At 65.0% G+C, this 20,063-nt stretch carries 18 protein-coding genes; 9 read left to right on the top strand and 9 right to left on the bottom strand.

The features are described 5' to 3' along the window. Positions 1-76: 76 nt before the first annotated feature. On the bottom strand, positions 77-1,594 hold the full coding sequence (locus JQ573_RS31240) for an ATP-binding protein (RefSeq protein ID WP_212318091.1): 1,518 nt from the start codon (positions 1,592-1,594) through the stop codon (positions 77-79). Between the two features lie 265 nt (positions 1,595-1,859). Here JQ573_RS31240 and JQ573_RS31235 point away from each other — a divergent pair, with 265 nt between their 5' ends. Together JQ573_RS31235 and JQ573_RS31230 are read left to right on the top strand one after the other, a co-directional pair. Continuing rightward, positions 1,860-3,455, top strand: a complete 1,596-nt coding sequence (locus JQ573_RS31235; RefSeq protein ID WP_212318089.1) for a hypothetical protein — start codon at positions 1,860-1,862, stop codon at positions 3,453-3,455. 2 nt (positions 3,456-3,457) lie between these two features. After that, on the top strand, positions 3,458-4,018 hold the full coding sequence (locus tag JQ573_RS31230) for a hypothetical protein (protein ID WP_212318087.1): 561 nt from the start codon (positions 3,458-3,460) through the stop codon (positions 4,016-4,018). Positions 4,019-4,057: 39 nt separating this feature from the next. Here the strand turns inward: JQ573_RS31230 and JQ573_RS31225 are convergent, their stop codons facing one another. The 4 genes from JQ573_RS31225 to JQ573_RS31210 all read right to left on the bottom strand — a co-directional run bounded on the left by JQ573_RS31225 (position 4,058) and on the right by JQ573_RS31210 (position 8,153). Next, the gene (locus tag JQ573_RS31225; protein WP_212318086.1) at positions 4,058-4,768 is read right to left on the bottom strand and encodes an alanyl-tRNA editing protein; all 711 of its coding nucleotides are present in this window, start codon (positions 4,766-4,768) and stop codon (positions 4,058-4,060) included. Between the two features lie 11 nt (positions 4,769-4,779). Next, complete coding sequence (locus JQ573_RS31220) at positions 4,780-5,949, bottom strand: OpgC domain-containing protein (RefSeq protein ID WP_212318084.1); 1,170 nt, start codon at positions 5,947-5,949, stop codon at positions 4,780-4,782. 320 nt (positions 5,950-6,269) lie between these two features. After that, a complete protein-coding gene (locus JQ573_RS31215; protein WP_092123429.1) occupies positions 6,270-6,884 on the bottom strand; it encodes a TetR/AcrR family transcriptional regulator in 615 nt (204 codons plus the stop codon). A gap of 84 nt (positions 6,885-6,968) precedes the next feature. Then, on the bottom strand, positions 6,969-8,153 hold the full coding sequence (locus tag JQ573_RS31210) for an acyl-CoA dehydrogenase family protein (protein ID WP_212318082.1): 1,185 nt from the start codon (positions 8,151-8,153) through the stop codon (positions 6,969-6,971). Between the two features lie 215 nt (positions 8,154-8,368). Here JQ573_RS31210 and JQ573_RS31205 point away from each other — a divergent pair, with 215 nt between their 5' ends. Further along, entirely contained in the window at positions 8,369-9,469 is a 1,101-nt protein-coding gene (locus tag JQ573_RS31205; protein ID WP_212318080.1) for an asparaginase, read from the top strand. On the opposite strand, the gene JQ573_RS31200 is transcribed toward JQ573_RS31205, so the two are convergent. Then, entirely contained in the window at positions 9,448-10,017 is a 570-nt protein-coding gene (locus tag JQ573_RS31200) for a sigma factor-like helix-turn-helix DNA-binding protein (RefSeq protein ID WP_249132569.1), read from the bottom strand. The genes JQ573_RS31205 and JQ573_RS31200 overlap by 22 nt on opposite strands. Before the next feature lie 177 nt (positions 10,018-10,194). Between JQ573_RS31200 and JQ573_RS31195 the strand changes: the two genes are divergently transcribed. The 4 genes from JQ573_RS31195 (at position 10,195) to JQ573_RS31180 (ending at position 15,359) form a co-directional block, all read left to right on the top strand. Then, a complete protein-coding gene (locus JQ573_RS31195; RefSeq protein WP_249132568.1) occupies positions 10,195-11,175 on the top strand; it encodes an AraC family transcriptional regulator in 981 nt (326 codons plus the stop codon). Between the two features lie 60 nt (positions 11,176-11,235). Continuing rightward, positions 11,236-12,042: an MBL fold metallo-hydrolase gene (locus JQ573_RS31190; protein WP_212318076.1), complete on the top strand. Its 807-nt coding sequence runs from the start codon at positions 11,236-11,238 to the stop codon at positions 12,040-12,042. 86 nt (positions 12,043-12,128) lie between these two features. After that, positions 12,129-13,991 carry a molecular chaperone HtpG gene (gene htpG, locus JQ573_RS31185; RefSeq protein ID WP_212318074.1) on the top strand — a complete coding sequence of 621 codons (1,863 nt, stop codon included), beginning with the start codon at positions 12,129-12,131 and terminating at the stop codon, positions 13,989-13,991. A gap of 219 nt (positions 13,992-14,210) precedes the next feature. Continuing rightward, the gene (locus JQ573_RS31180) at positions 14,211-15,359 is read left to right on the top strand and encodes a DUF3095 domain-containing protein (RefSeq protein WP_212318072.1); all 1,149 of its coding nucleotides are present in this window, start codon (positions 14,211-14,213) and stop codon (positions 15,357-15,359) included. A gap of 71 nt (positions 15,360-15,430) precedes the next feature. Here JQ573_RS31180 and JQ573_RS31175 read toward each other — a convergent pair whose 3' ends face one another. The 3 genes from JQ573_RS31175 to JQ573_RS31165 form a co-directional block, all read right to left on the bottom strand. Beyond that, positions 15,431-15,874: a DUF2147 domain-containing protein gene (locus tag JQ573_RS31175; protein WP_212318070.1), complete on the bottom strand. Its 444-nt coding sequence runs from the start codon at positions 15,872-15,874 to the stop codon at positions 15,431-15,433. Positions 15,875-16,069: 195 nt separating this feature from the next. Next, complete coding sequence (locus JQ573_RS31170) at positions 16,070-17,455, bottom strand: MATE family efflux transporter (RefSeq protein WP_212318068.1); 1,386 nt, start codon at positions 17,453-17,455, stop codon at positions 16,070-16,072. Positions 17,456-17,591: 136 nt separating this feature from the next. Beyond that, complete coding sequence (locus tag JQ573_RS31165; RefSeq protein WP_212318066.1) at positions 17,592-18,122, bottom strand: GNAT family N-acetyltransferase; 531 nt, start codon at positions 18,120-18,122, stop codon at positions 17,592-17,594. A gap of 134 nt (positions 18,123-18,256) precedes the next feature. Between JQ573_RS31165 and JQ573_RS31160 the strand changes: the two genes are divergently transcribed. Then, complete coding sequence (locus tag JQ573_RS31160; RefSeq protein WP_021078629.1) at positions 18,257-18,856, top strand: superoxide dismutase; 600 nt, start codon at positions 18,257-18,259, stop codon at positions 18,854-18,856. 245 nt (positions 18,857-19,101) lie between these two features. Then, positions 19,102-19,488: a fluoride efflux transporter CrcB gene (crcB, locus tag JQ573_RS31155; RefSeq protein ID WP_212318064.1), complete on the top strand. Its 387-nt coding sequence runs from the start codon at positions 19,102-19,104 to the stop codon at positions 19,486-19,488. Positions 19,489-20,063: the final 575 nt, after the last annotated feature.

The raw sequence follows: 20,063 nt of genomic DNA, 5'->3' as shown, positions 1-20,063 counted from the left end.
CCGGCGGGCCTTTTCGTGTCTTGCGACGCTTCTGGGATTCCATGCAAGACCGAACGCTTCGTCGCCCAGCGACTGATTACGGAGTCGAGCTGTTGGAGGCCGCTTCCGCCAGTACTTCGTCGGCATTCGGGTCGGCCGCGGCCGTGGCCCAGGCGAGTTCGACGAGCGTCACGATCCGCCGGCCGGCACCGTCAAGCTGGCAGACGATCAGGCCCTGCTCCTCGATGTAGGTCAGAAGATGCCGGGCGCGGCGCAGCGAGTGCGTGCCATAGGCGCGGGCGATCGCCGCATCGCTCGGGCAGGGCCAACCTTCCTTCGCGGCGCGGGCGATCATCATGAAGACGCCCTGCATGTCCTCGGGCAGGATGGCGGCACGCAGCGAGACATCCTGCCACGCGTGGTCCTCCGCCATCTCGGCGCCGAGCCCGGCGCGGGCGCGCGTCAGCATGCGGCGGAAATCGGTCAGCTCGGGCACGACGGCACCGAGACCTTCGATCCGGCAGCGGACCACGAACTCCTGATAGAGCACGCCGATGGCGCGGAAGCCGGCGTCGGGCTCGGCGAGGATCGCGCGCAGGATGCGATCCAGCCGCTCACGCCGTTCGGCCAGCTGCTCGGCGCTGAGTGGCGGTTCCGCGGTCTCGGGATCGGCCTCCGGTGCCGGCTGCTTGGCGGCCATCAGCTGGCTGAGCAGGTCCGGCGGCGGTGTCCGGCGCGGCGGCCTGGCCGCCGTTTCAGGCGGCGGCGCGGCCAGGATAATCGCGCGCGCGTCTTCGAGCGCCGCTTCGGGCAGCGGCATCAGCCGCGGCGCCGCGTTGCGCGGTTGGGTGTCGGTCGGACCGATGCGCAAGCCCAGTGGACGGCGGGAGAGTGCGGGTCCGAGCGCCATGAATTGTCCGCGCTCCAGGTCGCGGAACGCCTCCGCCTGCCGCCGCTCCATGCCGAGCAGGTCGGCGGCGCGCGCCATGTCGATATCGAGGAAGGTCCGGCCCATCAGGAAGTTCGATGCTTCGGCCGCGACATTCTTGGCGAGCTTGGCCAGCCGCTGGGTCGCAATGATCCCGGCAAGCCCGCGCTTGCGGCCGCGGCACATCAGGTTGGTCATCGCGCCGAGCGAGAGCTTGCGCGCCTCGTCGGAAACTTCGCCCGAGATCGCCGGCGCGAACAGCTGCGCCTCGTCCACCACCACCAGCATCGGATACCAGTGGTCGCGGGCGACCTCGAACATGCCGCCGAGGAAGGCCGCGGCGCGCCGCATCTGGTTCTCGGCGTCGAGCCCCTCGAGATTGAGCACGGTCGAGACGCGATGGATGCGCACGCGCTCGCCGGCGACCTGCAGGCTGCGCTCGGTATGGTGCTCGGCATCGATGACGAGGTGGCCGAATCGCTCGGCCAGGGTCACGAAGTCACCCTCGGGATCGATGATGGTCTGCTGCACCCATGGCGCGCTCTGTTCCAGCAGCCGGCGCAGCAGATGGGATTTGCCGGAACCCGAGTTGCCCTGCACCAGGAGGCGCGTGGCCAATAGCTCCTCGAGGTCGATGGCCGCCGAAGCGCCGGCCGTCGTCTGTCCCATCTCGATCGCTACGGTCATGTCCCGACTCAAATTGTCCTTGCGGCACGCGGCTTAACAAGCCGTTCGCTCTCCGTCGAGCGAACCGCGGCATGATCCCCAGGCGCGACCGGGACCTGGACAGCGGCGATGCTCGCCTGGCGAGACGACGATTGATCGAGCCACTACAACGTGTTTAATTTGCTTGCCGATCCGGTGAAGATTCTTTTCGCGTCAATTTCGGTTCAGATGCGCGATCCGGCCAGTTCGGACCCGCGGCCTCGTTTCAATCAGCCCGTCGAACTCGATGCCTGAGTTCAATTATGACGCATTCATTTCCTACCGCCGGTCCGACGGGATTGCCGTTGCACGGTGGCTGAGACGCGCGCTTGTCGGCTTTCGTCTTCCTGCCGCGCTGCGCGACGTCTATGGCCGGAAGCTGCGCGTCTATCTCGATTCGGCCTATGAGCGGGGCACCAGCGACTTCTACCAGCAAAGCATCAGGCCGGCGCTGCTGTCCTCGCGATACCTCATTGTCGTCGCGACGCCGAACGCGATGCGGCGCCCGGGAGGTGTCGAGGACTGGATCGAGCGCGAGATCCGGGATTTCGCCACCGGCCCCGGAGCCGGCAACGTCATCGTCGCCAGAGGCGCAGGCGATTTCGACGGACCGCTGCCCGGCGGCTTGAAGGAAACGTTCCCGAATATCGAGATCGTCGATTTGAGAGGCGCGGGACGCTTCTGGTTCCTGAGCTTTTCGCGGGTCGTCCGCCTGAGCGCGGAAAAGCTGAAGATCGTCGCGCCCCTGTTCAACATCCCGCCCGACGAGATGCCCCGGCTCCGGCAGGAAGAGGAGAAGCGGCAGCAGACGCAGTTGGGCGCCGTCGCGGGCGCGACGCTTGGAACGCTGCTCGCGGTGGGCAGTCTCAGCGTGGTCGCCTTGATCAACCAGCACAAGGCGATCCGTGCCAACGACGACAGCATGTTCGCGGCATCCAGCATGGTTGAGGAGGCGGTCAATCTGAGCGCCGGTGATGCTTCCACTTCGCGGACACGCCGGCTCATCATCGGCCGCGGTTGCGATCTGCTCGACAAGGCGGATCAAGGGACGACGAACGATCCCCCGATCAACGGGGTTGTAACCTGCCGGCTCGAGCGCGGAGCCCGCCGCGAGGCACTGCACGAAGACAAGGAGGCGCGCAAGGAATTCAGCGACGCCATTGAACGCGCGGCGCTGAGTCATCAGAGCCGCGCGCGCGTTGATGCGGCATTGGCTCTCCTGCAGGCACGCCAGGCCTATGCCGAGTACCTGATGCGACAGAAAGATATGGATGGCGCCAGCCACGCATATGCCGATCTGCTCGAGGACGCCCGGCGGCTCGGCAAGGAGCATGATGGGCGCGCGCAAATTGTCCGGTTCGAGGCCGAGGCGCAGGGCCAGACCGGCGACCTGCACGCTGCCGCAAATCGCCACCCGGAGGCGGCCGACAGCTATTCCGCTGGTGCCGACGCGCTGAAGCGCTTGCTCGACGCCCGCAGGTCCGACGGACGCACCGAAGACGATCAGGTCGTCGCATGGCGGGTGCGCCTGTTCCGGCTGGCGGGTCAGCAATATGTCACGCTTGATCGGCCGGATCTCGCGGCCGAGCAGTTCAAGCTTGCTGTCGGTGCCGGCTCATCCGATGACGGCAAGCCCGCCGATGTATCCGTCGCATATGAGGTGGCTATCGCCCAGGCATACACGCTCATGATCGAGCGCAAGCGCGGGAACGCCGCTGCTGCCGCGGATGCCAAACAGGGGGCCCTCAGCAGCGTCGACGCGATCGCAGCTTCCGATGCGGGGGCTGGCCTCAAGCGGCTCGCCGCCGATCTCAAGCGCTGGATCGAACAGCAGGAGAATTGAGGGTGGACATCTCCGGCAGCGCGCGCCTTGTGACCGCAACGCTGGCATCGTTTGTCGTGAGCGCGGCCGTGCTCGGCGGCGCCGGATATTCAGCGTCGCGTATCCTGGTCGCGCCGCCGCGAGACGTGTTCCGAGCCGCGGCGTTTGACATGGAACTGGCGCGCGGCTGGTGGTGCGAACAGGACGACAGTGAATTTGTCTGCTCGCCGCCCGGCAAGCCTCCCCATGCGGCCATCGCGATCATCGCGATGAAGGAGCGCAATTCGCAGGACAATCTGCAGGCCTACGAGGACCACCTGAAGCAGCGGCAAAGGATCGGAGACGAAGCGACCGGCAAGCTGTCCGACGTCCGCTCTGTCGGACGCACGACGATTGGTTCGCACCAATGGGTCGAGGCGCTGCATTCCGGTTCGGAACTACCCAATTTCGACACCTACTATCTCGCCACCAACACATCAGAGCTCGGTATCCTCGTCACTCTGTCGGTGCACAAGGACTATGCCGACAAATATGTCGCCGAACTCAAGCAAATGATCACAACGCTCAAGATCTATCAGAGGTAAGACACGCCGCGCTCCAGCCACACGGCTTGGGAGAGCCGGTCAGACCGCAACCTTGATCCGGCGATTCTGGCGGCCCTTGTTGTCGATCTTGACGATGCGCGCAGGGCGGGCCTGCCCGGTCGACGTCAGATGGGTGCCGCCGCAGGCCTGCCGGTCGAGACCGAGGATCTCGACGATCCGGACAAGGCCATCCTCCCCGACCGGTGGAGCGACAGCCTTGCTGCGAAACAATCCGGGTGTGGCTTCTGCTTCGGTATGCGCCATGAAAGCGGCGCTCACCGGAAGGTCCTGCCGGATGATGTCGTTCAGCGGCGTCTCAAGCGCCCGCAGTCGTTCATTGTCGGCGCCGGGCAGATCGAAGTCGACCCGGAAGCTGCCGTCGGCATTGAGTTGCGCGCCGGTCAGAAGCGCGCCGCCGAACTGCGTATAGACCAGCGCGTTGACGACGTGGGCAAGCGTGTGCAGTTCGCACATCAGCTCGCGAAATGCCGGCTCGACTTCGAGCATGACCTTGCCGGAGATCAGGCTGTCGCCCGGGACCGTGTGCCAGAGGCCGCGTTCGTCGCGCGCGAGGGCGGTCACCGGCAGCACGCCGCCGGACCATCTCAGGACACCCTGGTCCGGAAGCTGCCCACCCCCTCCGGGAAAGAACGGCGAGCGTTCGACGAGGACGGCGCCGGGCCTTGCGTCGCGCACCTCGGCTTCGAGCTGCAGGATTTCGGGATGATCGTGATAGAAGGCACGCGACATCGATGACGCGCCTATTCCGCCGGCTTCGCAGCCGCCTGCGCCTGCGCAGCCACGGGCGGCTTCGGCGCCTTGTCGACCTTCTTCGACCAGGAGCGGTAATAGGCGAGCACGGTCATCAGCACGATGCCGATCGCGCTGACCAGGATCTGCATCCAGAGGCTGCCCGAGACCTCGACAAGCACCACATGCGCGACCACGGCAAGGAATACGCCCGAGCAGAACACCTCGAGCGACTGCTGGCCGCATTTGATGATCGGCTGGAATATCGGCCATTCGTATCCGGCCCATTCGCGCGGCAGGAAGCGTGTGACGAAGAAGGCCAGCACCACGAAGTGCAGCACGCGATAGGGCGCGAGGTTGGTCTTGTCGTTCGGATTGAAGGCGTCGTAGAGCCAGGACGGCATCGCCTGGCCCAGCTCCGGAAATCGGCCCGCCAGTGTCATGATCAGTGCGAACAACAGATAGGCGCCGCCGAGCCACAGAAAGGCGCGCGAGCGGATGAATGTGATCGATTCGCTGGCGCCGCCGAGCGCGAACCAGCCGCCGAACACGAACAGGAACTGCCAGCAGAACGGGTTGAAGTACCACGAGCCGCCTGGATAGGCGCGCAGATTCCAGCCGAAATGCCGTGCGGCCAGATAGAGCAGGAACGAGGCTGCCAGCGTCAGGTTGAGCTTCCGCAGCATCGCCCACAGCACCAGCGGATAGACCAGCATCAGCGCGATGTAGAGCGGCAGCACGTCCATGTTGACCGGCTTGAACGCCAGCAGCAGGCCTTGATAGAGCGTCTCGGCCGGGTTCTGCATGAAGCCGGCGACGTTGAATTCGTTCTCGAGATTGGGGTCGTGATAGCGCTGCGCGAGATAGCCGATCTCGGCGATGTAGATCACGAACAGCAGGACATGCGCGACATAGATCTGCCACGCCCGCTTGATCAGCCGGGTGGCGCCGATCACGGTCCCGCGCTCCAGCATCACCCGCGCATAGACAAAGGACGCGGTGTAGCCGGAGATGAAGACGAACAGATCGGCCGCGTCGCTGAAGCCGAAATTCTTCTGCGTGATCCAGTTCACCGCGTTGTTCGGGATGTGATCGAGATAGATCGCCCAGTTGGCGAAGCCGCGCAGCAGATCGAGGCGATAGTCGCGGCCACGCGGCGGCAGAACAGCCTTGACGTCCATCGGTTCGCTCCCATCCCCAGTGCCCGCGAGTCCATCCGCGGGTCGCCCATCGCATCATACTAGAACAGGATTTCGACGGTTGTGTATTGGTTTTCTGGGAAAGGGATCGTCTCGACGGCAGGTCAAACAGTGCTGAATTTGGCCTCAAATCATTCGTGCCGCCGAAGCCAACGCCGGGCATGACGATTCCTGGTGCATAGGATGGTAGCGTAGGATGGGTAGAGCGCAGCGAAACCCATCACTCCGTGCCGGCCTAACGAATGATGGGTTTCGCTGCGCTCTACCCATCCTACGAGAGTTGGAGCCGCGCACCGGCGCAGCTAACGCTGAACGAACCCGTTGTGCAGCGTGGTGAACAGCGTCTTGCCCTTCTTCACCAGATCGTATTTGCGGCCATAGAGCAGCCAGACCGCGGTCAGGTGGCACATGCCGCCCATCATCAGCGACATCGCGGTGTAGGGATCGAGGTTGCGACGATAGGTGCCGGCGCGGATCGCCTGCTTGATCAGCTGCACGTAGCGCAGCGCATATTTGTCGACCGCCTTCTTGACCCGCGGCTCGGCGGCAAGGACGCTCGGCCATATCTCCAGGAAGAACACGCGGCCCCAGCTCGGGTTGTCCTTGATGTACTGGAAGTTGGTCAGGAAGATGATGCGAAGCTGCTCGACGGGGTCGCCGCCCTTCACCAGCAGCGGCTCGGTCTTCTGATACAACGCTTCGAAATTGCCCTCGGGCACATCCAGCACCAGCGCGCGCTTGTCCTCGAAATAATCGTAGATGCTGGAGAGCGGTACTTTCGCGACGGTAGCGATCTCGGTGAGCGAGGTGCCGTCGATGCCCCGCTGGCCGAACAGCTTGGTCGCTGCCGAGAGGATCTGCTCGCGCCGATCGCGGCTGCGTTGTTGCTTGAGCTTGAGCGTCGTCCCCGAAGCCACTTCCTTCTCCATCCCGCAAAAACAGTAAGACAGCGGAAGTGGATCACCAAGAACTATTGCAACATAAAGTGGAAGAGGCCGTTGTCAGATTGGCGCGTTCCGCCGTTCATGGTTGCGGAACGCGTTGCGGGCGATGATCTGCCGCATGATCTCGGATGTGCCATCTAGAATGCGGACCACCCGCGTTTCCCGCCAGATCCGCTCGATCGGCAGGTCCCTGGAATAACCGGCACCACCGAACAGCTGCATGGTCATGTCGGCCACCCGCTGCACCATGTCGGCGCCGGTATATTTGGACAGTGCCGCCGCGGCGGTGCGGGCGGCGGCGTCGCCCTGGTCGTAGCGCCAGGCCGCCTCATAGGCGACCAGGCGCGCGGCATGCAACGCGCTCGCCATGTCGGCGATCTGCCACTCGATGCCTTGATGGTCGCGCAGCTTGCGCCCGAACGTCTCGCGCTCCGAGACATGATCGAGCGCGTAGTCCATGAGCTGGCTCGCTGCGCCGACGCAATAGGCACCCCAATGCGTGCGCCCGGCATCCAGGCACCGCATCGCGATGGCAAATCCTTCACCCTCCTGGCCGAGCATGTTTTCGCGCGGAACGCGGCAGTCCTCGAAGTCCACCTCGGCATGCGCTGAGCCGCGGCCGGCGGCCATCTCGACCAGGCGGCCGATGGAAAGGCCCGGCGTCTTCGCGTCCACGACAAACGCCGCGATGCCCTTCGCGCCCGCGGACGGGTCGAGCGTGGCGAACACCGTGAAGACGCCGGCGACCGGCGCATTGGTAATGTAGGTCTTGCGGCCGTCGAGCACGTAATGATCGCCGTCGCGCCGCGCCCTGGTCTGGATGCGGGCGGCATCCGATCCGGCGCTCGGCTCGGTCAGCGCGAAGGCGCCGATCATGCGGCCGCTGGCGAGCTCGGGCAACCATCTGTCGCGAACCCCAGGCTGCGCGAAGAACTCGATCGCCTTCGAGCCAATATGAACGTTCACCCCGCTCAGATAGTAGAAGGCGGCGTGCGCCTTCGCGAGCTCCTCGATCACGATACAGCTGCCGAGCATCGAGAGGCCGAGCCCGCCAAATTGCTTCGGCGTGTTGGTGCCGAACAATCCCATCTTGCGCAGGCCGGCCATCGCGCTCTCCGGCACCTCGCCGGTTGCCTCGATCGCGGCATCGTGGGACTTGAGCTCGCTGCGCACGAATTCGCGCACCCGGCTTTGCAGAACGTGGAGATCGTCGGGAAGCTGCGAAATGCATGGCGGGTCCATATTTCGAATAATCTTCGAAAAAATGTGCGCCGCCATTCCGGCGGTGTCAACATTTTGCAGGAACGCCGGCGAACAAGGCGGTGTTCCCGGGGTACTGGGTGAGAGCGGCCGGGAATGTCGGAATCTTGCCCCAATGCTTTCCGCCGCAAGTTTGTCCATTTCTTGCGCGATAAAACCACGAGTTGTGACTAGACAATCTGTCGCTGGGGGAAGAAATGACGCTGCACTCGTTTCGATCGGCTCGTTCCGCACGCACCATCGTCGGCGTTGCCGCAGCCCTTGTGATCGGGCTTGCGTCGCCGGCTATTGCACAACGATCGCCTGCCGGCGATGCGCTGGCCCGCGTGCTCGTGCTCGGCACCGGCGGCACCATCGCGGGCCAGGCCAATGCACGCGCCGGCAATGCCTATGATTCGGGCAAGGTCAGCGCGGCGAACCTGATCGCCGCCATTCCAGGCATCGACAAACTCGCCCAGATCTCGGCCGAGCAGATCTCGTCGATCGGCTCGCAGGACATGAATGACAAGGTCTGGTTCGACCTTGTCAAGCGCATCCGCGCGGCGATCGACAACAAGGAAGTCGACGGCGTCGTCATCACGCATGGCACCGACACGATGGAGGAGACGGCGTTCTTCCTGCAAAACGTGCTGGACACCGACATGCCGGTCGTGTTGGTCGGATCGATGCGGCCATCGACCGCGATCGGGGCCGATGGCCCGGCCAATCTCTACGAGGCGATGCGGGTCGCATCGGCGCCGGAATCCCGCGGCCGCGGCGTGCTCGTGGTGCTCAACGACACCATTCATGCGGCACGCTGGGTGCAGAAGACCAATACCACCAGCGTCGAGACGTTCCGTTCGCCCGACGCCGGTCCGGTCGGTTATGTCGACACCGGCTCGCTGCGCTTCCTGCAACCGGCTGCACCGGTCAAAACTGACAAGCTGAAGCTGCCGGACGCGCCGCCCTTGCCGCGGGTCGACATCATCTATTCGCACGCCAACATGGATGCCGCGGAGGTCGAGGATGCGGTCAAGCGCGGCGCCAAGGGCATCGTGCTGGCCGGCGTCGGTGACGGCAATTCATCGAAGGGCGCGATCGATGCGCTGGCGGCCGCGGCGAAGCAGGGTGTCGTGGTGGTGCGCTCGACCCGGGTCGGCTCGGGCTATGTCAACCGCAACGTCGAGGTCGAGGACGACAAGCTCGGCTTCGCCGTCTCGCTCGATCTCAATCCGCAGAAGGCGCGCGTCCTGCTTGAGCTCCTGATCGCCAACGGCGTCACCGAATCCTCGGCGGTTCAACAGGCGTTCGGGCGGTAGACCGTCAGTTTTGCCGCACCGCCCGCGGGCCTCGCCGCCGCTGGTGTCGCGGACGCTTGTGCCGCTCGCCGCGCTGCGAGCAGCAGGCCGCGGGCCTCCGCGATCCGCGCCATCACGGTGGTGACGGGAACGCCGGTGACTTCGGCGATCTCCTTGTAGGAGAGATCGATCATTTCGCGCAGTGCGATGACCTCGCCGAGCGGCGCGGGCAGGTCGTCGACGAGTTGCCGGATCGTCGCCGGGGCGCGCCGGCTGGACGTTTCCTTGATGCCGGCATCGTCCGTGGGCGAGCCGCGGCGGCCGAGCTCCTCGCCAAGTTTTTCCTGGCAGACGGCTTTGAGGATCGCGAGCAGCCACGGCCTGATGGCGGTGCCGCGAAAGCCGCCGAACTGGCGCAGTGCGCGCAGGTAGCAGTCCTGCACCGCCTGTTCGGCGTCCGCCTCGGTTCGCATCAGCACCTGGGCGAACGCATAGGCATCGTCGAGCCATGGCAGGGCGGCGTCACGAAACTGCTGCGCCGTTTTATTCCCGGCTTTCGCACCACGCATCATAGGGTTGCATCTCGTGAATAGCTTTACCGTCAATCGGCGGAGTGGTATCAGGCTCCCCGCCGGAGTCGTGGACCGTCGCGCCAAGCGTAGGGACAGGAACGACATGCGCACGCCGGGAAGAACGCGATCGTTCGTCGCCTCGTTTCGATCGATCGCGCTTTCGGAGCACGGATCATGTCCGAGACACAGGTGCCCAACCGGTTCTCGATCTTCCATCACGGGCTGGCGAAAGGCCCGGCCTATGAAGCGTGGCGCGAGGGCATCTGCCGCGGCTTCTGCCGGCTCGACGTCGGACCGACCGACGACAACCGCATCGATTGCCACAACGAATTCACGCTGCTGCATTCGGTCGCGATCGCGACGCCGCGCGGCGGCTCGGCCCGCTTTGCGCGTACCCGCGCGCTTCTGAGCGACGGCTGCGACGATGTGGTGCTGATATCAGCGACGCGCGGCATGGTGCAGGTCACACAAGGCAGCAAGGCGATCGAGCTTAAGCGCGGCCAGATGTGCCTCACCGAGATGAATATCATCGGCACCGCCGATCTCACCCAGTCCGGCAACTTTACGACGACGCGGTTTCCGCGGCGCCTATTGCTCCAGGTCGCCCCCATGGCGGAGACGCAGCTGGCGCGCCCGCTCGGGCGCGAGCCGGCGTTGAGCGTGATGATCGAGCGCTATTCGGCGCTCTGCACCGAGCTTGCCGGCGATCTCGACGTGCCGGGCCAGCAGGCGGCGGCGCATCATCTGGCCGATCTGGTCGGCCTCGTGCTCGGCAGCAGTGCCGAGCAGAAGGAGCTCGCCGCAAGGGACGGCGTGGCGAAGGCGCGGCTCGATCTGATGAAGGCCGATGTCCTGAAGAATCTCGACAATGGCAAGCTCACGATCGAGGCCATAGCAAGGGCGAACGCGCTGAGCACGCGCCAAGCGCAACGCCTGTTCGCGTCCGAAGGGACCACGTTCTCGGAATATGTCCTGGAGCAGCGCCTGCTGCTGGCACGCCGGCTGCTGCTGCATGCGCAGGGCGCCGGCCGCAAGGTCAGCGATATCGCCTATACGGTCGGCTTCAACGACCTGTCCTATTTCCACCGCGCGTTCCGCCGGAAGTTCGGCGCGGCTCCAGTGGAGATGCAGATGGAACTTGGGCGCCGGCATTGAACGCGTTGCGCTGCTGACGTAGATCAGGGGATCAGCTTCACCCCAACGCGTGTGGTCTCAATGCCTCTCTGGACCTGCGAACAATGCGGCGCGCAATTTCCTGAAGCCGCGGCGCCGCCACCGTCCTGCCCGATCTGCGAGGACGAGCGGCAGTATGTGAACTGGAAGGGACAGGTCTGGCTGACGCGCGAGGAACTGGCGCTGCGGCATAAGCTCGTCTGGCGCGACGATCTCGGTCTGGTTGGATTGGCGCTCGAGCCGTCCTTTGCGATCGGGCAGCGTGCGCTCTTGGTGCCGGACCGCGGCGGCTGCGTGATGTGGGACTGCGTGCCGCTGGCGACCGCGGAGGCGATCGCGCATGTCAGGTCGCTCGGCGGGCTGAAGGCGATCGCGATCTCGCACCCGCATTACTATGGCGCGGTCGCCGACTGGAGCGCGGCGTTCGACGATGCGCCGGTCTATCTGCATGGCGACGATGCGCAATGGGTGACGCGGCCTTACTCGTCGATCGTGCCGTGGCAGGGCGACAGCCATCGCATCTCCGATGATATCCTGCTGGTGCGCGGCGGCGGCCATTTCGCCGGCGCCACCATGCTGCATTGGCGCCAGGGGGCGGACGGCCGCGGCGCGCTCCTGACCGGGGACATCGCGATGGTGGCGATGGACCGCCGCTCGGTCAGCTTCATGTACTCCTACCCGAACTACATCCCGCTCAACGCTTCATCAGTCCGCCGCATCGCGCGCACGGTCGCGCCGCTGGCGTATGATCGGATCTACGGCGCCTGGTGGGGCAAGAACATCGCAACCGATGCCAAGGCGGCGTTCGACCGTTCGGTCGAGCGCTATCTCGCCGCGATCTCGGACTGACGGATTCCGGCCGCTCGTCTTGCCAGGCGGCGCGATCGCGCTATATCAGGGCTTTCCCGCCACCTACCGTTTGTCCGAGTTTCTGCATGACCACAATCGCCGCCGCCGAATCCCAGCCGTTCCAGGCCGAGGTTGCCGAATTGCTGCACCTGATGGTGCATTCGGTCTATTCCGAGACCGATATCTTCCTGCGCGAGCTGATCTCGAACGCATCCGACGCCTGCGACAAGTTGCGCTATGAGGCGATCGCCAATCCCGGCCTGATCACCGACGGCACGCCGCCGGAGATCAGGATCGTCCCGAACAAGGCGGCCAATACGTTGTCCGTGGTCGATACCGGCATCGGCATGGAGCGTCAGGAGCTGATCGACAATCTGGGCACCATCGCGCGCTCCGGCACCAGATCGTTCCTGTCGAAGCTCACCGAGGCCAAGGACGGCGCCAATCTGATCGGCCAGTTCGGCGTCGGCTTCTATGCCGCCTTCATGGTCGCCGAGAAGATCGTCGTCACCAGCCGCCGCGCCGGCTCGGATGAAGTCTGGGTATGGTCGTCGGAGGGCGGCAGCGGTTTCGAGATCGCGCCGGCCAGCGAGGAGGCCGCCCAGCGCGTCGCGCGCGGTACCGAGATCGTGCTGCATCTGAAGAAGGACGCCGCCAAATATCTCGAGGCTTACGAGATCGAGCGCATCGTCCGCGAATATTCCGACAACATCCAGTTCCCGATCCTCCTGGTGCCGGAGGAAGGCGAGCCGCGCCAGATCAATTCGGCGAGCGCGCTGTGGCAGCGCTCGAAATCCGAGCTGACGCCTGAGGACTATGCGCAGGCCTACAAGCAGATCGCGGGTGCGTTCGACGAGCCGGCGATGACGCTGCATTACCGCGCCGAGGGCCGGCAGTCCTATGCCGTGCTGCTGTTCGCGCCGTCGCAAAAGCCGTTCGACCTGTTCCAGGTCGAACGCAAGGGCAAGGTCAAGCTCTATGTCCGCCGCGTCTTCATCGCCGACGATGCCGAACTGCTGCCCGCGTACTTGCGCTTCATCCGCGGCGTGATCGACAGCGAAGACCTGCCGCTCAACATCTCGCGCGAGATGCTGCAGAACAATCCGCAGCTCGCCCAGATCCGCAAGGCCGTCACCAGCCGCGTGATCGGCGAGCTGGAAACGCTCGGCGAAAAGGAGCCGGAGACCTTCACAAAAATCTGGGACGCGTTCGGGCCGGTCATAAAGGAAGGCCTGTGGGAGGATTTCGAGCGCCGCGAAAAGCTGTTGGCGCTGGCGCGCTTCACCACGACGTCGGGCGAGAAGCGCTCGCTGAAGCAGGTTGTCGACGACTTCAAGCCGAACCAGACCGAGATCTATTATCTGGTCGGCGACAGCGTCGAGCGGCTGAAGTCGAACCCGAAACTGGAATCGGCGCGCGCCCGCGGCATCGAGGTGCTGCTGCTGACCGATCCGGTCGATGCGTTCTGGACCTCGGCGCCGCTCGAGTTCGGCGGCAAGCCGCTGAAGTCGCTGAGCCAGGGCGACGTCGATTTCGGCCTGGTCCCGCTGGTCGACGACAAGCAGGACAAGAAGGACGAGCCCGCTGCCGATGCCGCGACCACGATCGCCGTGATCAAGGACGCGCTCGGCGAGCGCGTCTCCGATGTCCGCGCCTCGCAGCGGCTGACCGAGAGCGCATCGTGCCTGGTCGCCGGCGGCGATGCGCGCGACCGCGCGCTGGAGCGGCTGCTCGCCCAGCAGAACCGCGGTGAGATCACCAAGCCGATCCTCGAGATCAATTTGCGCCATCCGCTGGTCGCGGCGCTCGCGACCGACAGCGCGCAGGCGAAGGATCTGTCGCTCCTGCTGTTCGAGCAGGCGCAGATCCTCGACGGCGAGATGCCCGACGACCCGGCCGCCTTCGCCAGCCGCATGAACCAGCTCGTGCTGCGGGGATTGGGGAAGTAGGGGCACTCGTAGCCCTCTTATCCCGTCATCCTGAGGTGCGAGCGGAGCGAGCCTCGAAGGATGAATCGGCCGCCGGCCCGGGCCGTGCATCCTTCGAGGCTCGCTCCGCTCGCACCTCGGGATGACGGGATTTCGCTCCGTCCGTGCTGCCAAAACCCGGTCCCAAACCGTTGCGTATCTGCTAGAGCATCTTCAGGGCAGAAACAACACGGCGTTGCGATGGCTGGCGGCAGCGAGATCTTCTACGGTGGCATTCCGGTGTTTCGCGGCTTCGCGCGCCTGATGGATCCAGCGCTGTATGCGCCATTGCCCGATGACTGGACGGTCGGCGTCGCCGATATCGTCGAGTCGACCAAGGCGATCGCGGCGCAGCGCTACAAGGCGGTCAACATGGCCGGCGCCGCGGTGGTCGCCGCCGTCACCAATGCGCTGGATGGCCGCGAATTCCCGTTCGTGTTCGGCGGCGATGGCGCAAGCTTCGCGGTCGCGCCCGCCGATCTCGACAGCGCGCGCGAGGCACTGGCCGCGACCGCGCGCTGGGTGCGCGATGATCTCGATCTGGTGCTGCGGGTGGCCTTGGTGCCGATCGCGGCGATCCGCGCCGCCGGCGCCGACGTGCGCGTCGCGCGCTTCGGGCCGTCGGCCAATCTGTCCTATGCGATGTTTTCCGGCGGCGGTCTTGCGTTTGCCGATGCCGCGATGAAGCGCGGCGAGTTCGCGCTCGATCCGGCGCCTGAGGGCACGCAGCCCGATCTGTCCGGCCTGTCCTGCCGCTTCGAGGTGATGCCCTCGGCGCGCGGCGTCATCCTCTCGGTGCTGGTGCTGCCGGCGAAAGATGCCGATCCCGCGTCCTTCCGCAAGGTGATCGAGGATATTGTCGTGCTGGTCGAGAAGAGCCCGGAGGCTGGACGGCCGGTGCCTGCAAATGGCCCGCCGCTGCGCTGGCCGCCTCAGGGAATGGAGTACGAGGCGCGTGCGCGGCGCGGTGGCTCGCTTGCACTGCGCCGTGCCACGGTGCTCGCGTTCACGCTGTGGGCCTATACGCTGATGCGGTTCAATATCCCGGTCGGCAAGTTCGTGCCGAAAAAATATGTGCGGCAGCTGGTCGAGAATTCCGACTTCCGTAAGTTCGACGACGGCCTGCGCATGATCCTGGATTGCACGCCGGAGCTCGCCGCCGAGCTCGAGCAGCGGCTGGTTGCCGCCGCCGCGCAGGGCATCGTGCGCTACGGCCTGCACGAGCAGGATGCCGCGATGATGACCTGCTTCACGCCGTCGGTGATGCGCGCCGACCACGTCCACTTCATCGACGGCGCCCGCGGCGGCTACGCCTCCGCCGCCACCGTGCTGAAGACGCGCGCGGTATGAGTTGTTGCAACATAGGTATTCTGCTCCCTCTCCCGCTTGCGGGGGAGGTGAAGGAAAATCCCGCCACGCGTTTACCGTCCCACGCGCGTCCAGGTCTCGCCGCCGCATAACGCGCCGACGCAGCCTTCCACGCGCAGCGTGCTCTCGCCGGTGACCGAGACGCTGCTCGCATAGGTGCCGCCATCGTCGGCATTGTAGATCTGGCCCGACCATTTGCCCGCGGCAACCGGCTGCATGCCGGAGAACAGCGGCAGCCCGATGATCGGCCGGTTGGCCAGCGACGGATTGGGATTCTTGTTGTCGACCTGCGGCTTGCCGGTCATCGGATCGATCGGGTCGCGCAGGCTCACCACCACGCCGCAGATGCCGCCGCCGCATTTGCTGACCTTGACGCGGGCATCGCCGGCCTGGGTCTGCCAGACGCCGAAAGGCTCAGGCGCGCCCTGCGCATGCGCGGCAGGCACAGCGAGTGCCGTCGCAATGATTGCGATCACGAATCCGAATTTGCAGGCCATGACGTGTTCCCCAAGAGGTCGGCCTGCATAACAAGTCGAAAGATTTCTGCAATGTAATAATCGCGCGATCGGGCGGGCGCGATCCGGAAAAATTTTATAGCTTTTTTCCGAGGCCGCCATGCTCCGGCAAGGCTCGGAAGGGTGGCGGTGCCTTGTCGCGACCGAAAGCGCAACGTAAGCCCCGGCCCTCCGGGTCTATCCCCAACGGGTCAGCTTGATCGATACGATGGTGGCGAGGCCGAATGCCACCATCGCAACCCCGACCAGCGCAAACAGCGTCCACGCCGGGGCGCTCGCGGCAGCGAGCCACCAGCCGCCGATGCCGACCAGCAGCAGGCGGATGGTCCCGGCCAGCACCGGCCCGCCGACCTTGGCCGCGCCTTGCGAGGAAAAATACAGGCAGACGCCGACGCCGAAGAAGCCGAATCCCGGACCGGCCAGCGCGAAATAGGACGAGGCCGCGGCGGTCACGCCGGGATCGGTGGTGAACAGCGCAATCCACAGCGTCGGCTTGAGCGCGACCACGAGTCCGACCAGCCCGACGACAAGTCCGGCGACGGTGCCGGCGGTCCACGCCACCTTGCGGGCCCGCGTCACCAGTCCCGCACCAACAGCCATGCCGACCATCGGCACCGAGGCGACGCCGACCGCGAATGCGATCGGGATCAGCAGGAATTCCAGCCGCGAGCCCATGCCGTATCCGGCCAGCGTCTCGGTGCCGAAGCCCGCCAAAATCTTGGTGAAGATCAGGATCGTCAGCACGCTCTGCAGCGGCGACAGGCAGGAGATCGCGCCCACTTTCAGGATGTCCAGGAACATCGCGCGCTGGAAGCCGAAGGCGGCGAAGTCGAGTTTCAGCCGGCTGCGGCCAGAGGCGAGATACCAGGCGAGAAAGATCGCGCCACATGTGAACGCCGTGAGCTGGCCCGCGGCGACGCCGCGCATGCCGAAGCTCGGCATGCCGAAAAGCCCGAGACCGAACACGCCGCCGACTGCGATCTGGATCATCGACACGGTGATCAGCGTCATCGAGGGGACGCGCATGTCGCCGGTGCCGCGCACGACGGAGGCGAGCGTGTTGACCAGCCAGATCGAGATCGCGCCGGAGAACAGCACCTGAGAGTAATGCATCGATTGTTCGAGCACACCGCCGCGTCCGCCGAGCAGCGCATAGAAGTTTTGACCGAAGCCCAGCATCATCACGGTGAAGAACAATCCGGCGCACCCACCGATGATCGCCGCATGCAGCGCCAGGTCGGCGGCGCGGTCGCGATCACCGGCGCCGAGCGCGCGGCTGATCGCCGACGAGACGCCGCCGCCCATCGCACCGGCCGACATCATCTGCGTCAGCATCGCGAACGGAAACACCAGCGCGATGCCGGCCAGCGGCTCGGTGCCGAGCCGGCCGATATAGGAGGTCTCGGCGACCGCGACCAGCGTCGAACCGAACATCGCGATCGTGTTGGGGACCGCCAGCCGCAGCAGCGTCGGCAGGATCGGCGCCGTCAGCAAATGATCGACCGGCACCGCAGGCGTGGCCGCGGCCGGGTTGATGTCGTCGATCGAGGCATCGATGGTCATGCGTCACGGCTCACTTCGCAACCGGGAGAGGGGCGCACTGCAATTCGACGCCAGTGAACCAGGCTCGCAATCAATAAATGATGATCGACATGTTACGTGTTCGGGCTAGTGCTCGCCACCCGCGCCCGCGCAGGGGTCACCACGGCAGGCCGCATAGGTCGATCTTGCCCTGGCGCGGCGCGCGGACGATGTCGTTGACGAACGGCGCCATCGCCGCGAAGCGGATCTGCCCGGAGGGCTGTTCGCAAGTGACTTCGCCGGCGAAGGGATGCCAGCCGCGCGACTGGTAGAATGCGAAATTGTGCGGCTCGCAGAATAAGATTGCAAATTTCACCGCGTCATTGGCACGAATGGTGTGCACGGCGGCATCGAGCGCGAGCGACGCATAGCCGCGCCGCCGGCAGTCCTCGCGGGTCGCAACCCCGCCGATGCCGCCGACATGCACCTTGTGGCCATTCCAGGTGATGGTCCGGAAGTAGATACCGACGTGGCAGGCGAGCCCGCCGTCGTCAGGCGCATCGAGAAACACGCGCAAATCCGCGTGGGCCCATTTGATGTCCGCCCACTGCTTGTTCTCCATAATATCCGGGCTCCAGACCGCCTGGAGCAACGGCTCGGCGCGCCGCCACGACGCATCTCCGTTGAGAATGTCGATTTCGATGCTCATCGTCTCAAGTCCTGGTCCTCGGCTGCGCCGATCTGTCATACACGATCTGAAAATGCGGTGTTTCTCCGCCGTGGAACCTTCTATAAGGGGGACCCGTTAAGTGTAGTCTCCCACCCTCTGTTGGACATTACCCCATGACCTTCACGCTACCCGATCTGCCCTATGCCCACGACGCCCTTGCGCCCTACATGTCCAAGGAAACGCTGGAGTTTCACCACGACAAGCATCACCAGGCCTACGTCACCAACGGCAACAACGCGATCAAGGGGACCGAATTCGAAGGCAAGTCCCTCGAGGAGATCGTGAAGGGCTCGTTCGGCAAGAACGCGGCCGTCTTCAACAATGCCGGTCAGCACTACAACCACATCCACTTCTGGAAGTGGATGAAGCCGAATGGCGGCGGCAGCAAGCTGCCCGGCCGGCTCGAGAAGAAGATCAACGAGGACCTCGGCGGCTTCGAGAAGTTCAAGACCGACTTCGCCGCCGCCGGCGTCGGCCAGTTCGGGTCCGGCTGGGCCTGGCTGCAGGTCAAGGGCGGCAAGCTCGAGATCGCCAAGACCCCGAACGGCGAGAACCCGCTGGTCCATGGCGCGGTGCCGATCCTCGGCGTCGACGTCTGGGAGCACTCCTACTACATCGACTACCGCAACCGCCGTCCGGACTATCTGAAGGCGTTCGTCGACAGCCTCGTCAACTGGGATTACGTCGACGAACTGTTCGGCAAGGCCGGCTGAGCGCAGGTCGCAATTCGGCTCGACCCTCTTACCCTCCCCTGGAGGGGGAGGGCCGACGCGAATGAAGTGAGCGGCGGGGTGGGGTGACGGTCTATTCACGCGCGACACTGTCCGTGTTGAGAGATCACGCCACCCCGTTTCGCGTTCCGCTTCGCTTCATGCGAACCGACCCTCCCCCTCCAGGGGAGGGTAGGCTTTTGAGCGGCGCGTATTGTGAGCTTCTCGACACACCAGCGGGGGCATTGGTGGCTAACGCGGCAAGCTATCTCCTCGTCTTCTTCGGCGGCGGCCTCGGCGCAACGCTGCGGCAGCTGATCAATGTCACCTGCGCGCGCTGCATCGGCACCGCGTTTCCCTACGGCACGTTCATCATCAACATCACGGGCTCGACCGTGATGGGCCTGATCGCCGGCTATCTCGCCTTCAAGGGCGAGGCCTCGCAGCCCTGGCGGCTGTTCCTGATGACCGGCATCCTCGGCGGCTACACCACCTTCTCCGCCTTCTCGCTCGACACCGCGCTGCTCTATGAGCGCGGCGAACTCGGCCTTGCGGCGCTGTATGTCGCGGGCTCGGTGGCCTTGTCGATCGTGGGTCTGTTCGCCGGGCTTGCGATCATCCGGCATTTGACCTGAGACATTCACTCCATCGTCATTCCCCGGTGCGCAATTGCGCACCTGAGGGCTCGCCAACGGGTCGCGCGAACGCGCGCCCGATGACAGGCTCCGCGAGAACCCGGAATCCATTCATCCGCCAGTGATGCGGCCTGATGGATTCCGGGCTCGTGCTGCGCACGCCCCGGAATGACGGCGGATAGAGAGGCGCCGTAACCCATCGCGCAGGGAAAGCCGGATTGCTCCGGTGACACCTGTGGTCCTACCCCGTGCTTTCGACCTTTTGCACGGGGGCCCATGGGTGCGATCGGCACCCTGCTTTCCCTGCGCCCTCTGCGAGAGGGTCGAACGAAGAGCAGAGCTCGGGCGAAATGCGCCGCGAGAGTGCGGAAGTATGATTCACAAATGACGCAACATACTCGGTGTCGTCCCGGCGAAGGCCGGGACCCATAACCACGAATGACTGTTGCTGTGCGACGCTGGAACAACGGGTCCCTTTCACAACGGCTGCTGCGGAGAATGGGTCCCTGTGTCTTGGAAGTCTGTCATGATGGGGTGGGCGGGAAGCCGTTGGGTCCTTGGCGCTTGACGCCGTG

It is taken from the genome of Bradyrhizobium sp. AUGA SZCCT0105 (genome assembly GCF_018129565.1).
Lineage (GTDB): Bacteria > Pseudomonadota > Alphaproteobacteria > Rhizobiales > Xanthobacteraceae > Bradyrhizobium.
Note: the sequence above shows the minus strand (reverse complement) of the source record. Positions and strands in the feature narration are given on the sequence as shown.

What these genes read in the sequence shown, in the direction of transcription:
- JQ573_RS31175 (WP_212318070.1), bottom strand. Translation starts at nt 15,874, where the DNA reads ATGGCCTGCAAATTCGGATTCGTGATCGCAATCATTGCGACGGCACTC.
- JQ573_RS31235 (WP_212318089.1), top strand. Translation starts at nt 1,860, where the DNA reads ATGCCTGAGTTCAATTATGACGCATTCATTTCCTACCGCCGGTCCGAC.
- JQ573_RS31240 (WP_212318091.1), bottom strand. Translation starts at nt 1,594, where the DNA reads ATGACCGTAGCGATCGAGATGGGACAGACGACGGCCGGCGCTTCGGCG.
- JQ573_RS31225 (WP_212318086.1), bottom strand. Translation starts at nt 4,768, where the DNA reads ATGTCGCGTGCCTTCTATCACGATCATCCCGAAATCCTGCAGCTCGAA.
- JQ573_RS31200 (WP_249132569.1), bottom strand. Translation starts at nt 10,017, where the DNA reads ATGCGTGGTGCGAAAGCCGGGAATAAAACGGCGCAGCAGTTTCGTGAC.
- JQ573_RS31205 (WP_212318080.1), top strand. Translation starts at nt 8,369, where the DNA reads ATGACGCTGCACTCGTTTCGATCGGCTCGTTCCGCACGCACCATCGTC.
- htpG (WP_212318074.1), top strand. Translation starts at nt 12,129, where the DNA reads ATGACCACAATCGCCGCCGCCGAATCCCAGCCGTTCCAGGCCGAGGTT.
- JQ573_RS31160 (WP_021078629.1), top strand. Translation starts at nt 18,257, where the DNA reads ATGACCTTCACGCTACCCGATCTGCCCTATGCCCACGACGCCCTTGCG.
- JQ573_RS31220 (WP_212318084.1), bottom strand. Translation starts at nt 5,949, where the DNA reads ATGGACGTCAAGGCTGTTCTGCCGCCGCGTGGCCGCGACTATCGCCTC.
- JQ573_RS31195 (WP_249132568.1), top strand. Translation starts at nt 10,195, where the DNA reads ATGTCCGAGACACAGGTGCCCAACCGGTTCTCGATCTTCCATCACGGG.
- JQ573_RS31180 (WP_212318072.1), top strand. Translation starts at nt 14,211, where the DNA reads ATGGCTGGCGGCAGCGAGATCTTCTACGGTGGCATTCCGGTGTTTCGC.
- JQ573_RS31210 (WP_212318082.1), bottom strand. Translation starts at nt 8,153, where the DNA reads ATGGACCCGCCATGCATTTCGCAGCTTCCCGACGATCTCCACGTTCTG.
- JQ573_RS31190 (WP_212318076.1), top strand. Translation starts at nt 11,236, where the DNA reads ATGCCTCTCTGGACCTGCGAACAATGCGGCGCGCAATTTCCTGAAGCC.
- JQ573_RS31165 (WP_212318066.1), bottom strand. Translation starts at nt 18,122, where the DNA reads ATGAGCATCGAAATCGACATTCTCAACGGAGATGCGTCGTGGCGGCGC.
- JQ573_RS31170 (WP_212318068.1), bottom strand. Translation starts at nt 17,455, where the DNA reads ATGACCATCGATGCCTCGATCGACGACATCAACCCGGCCGCGGCCACG.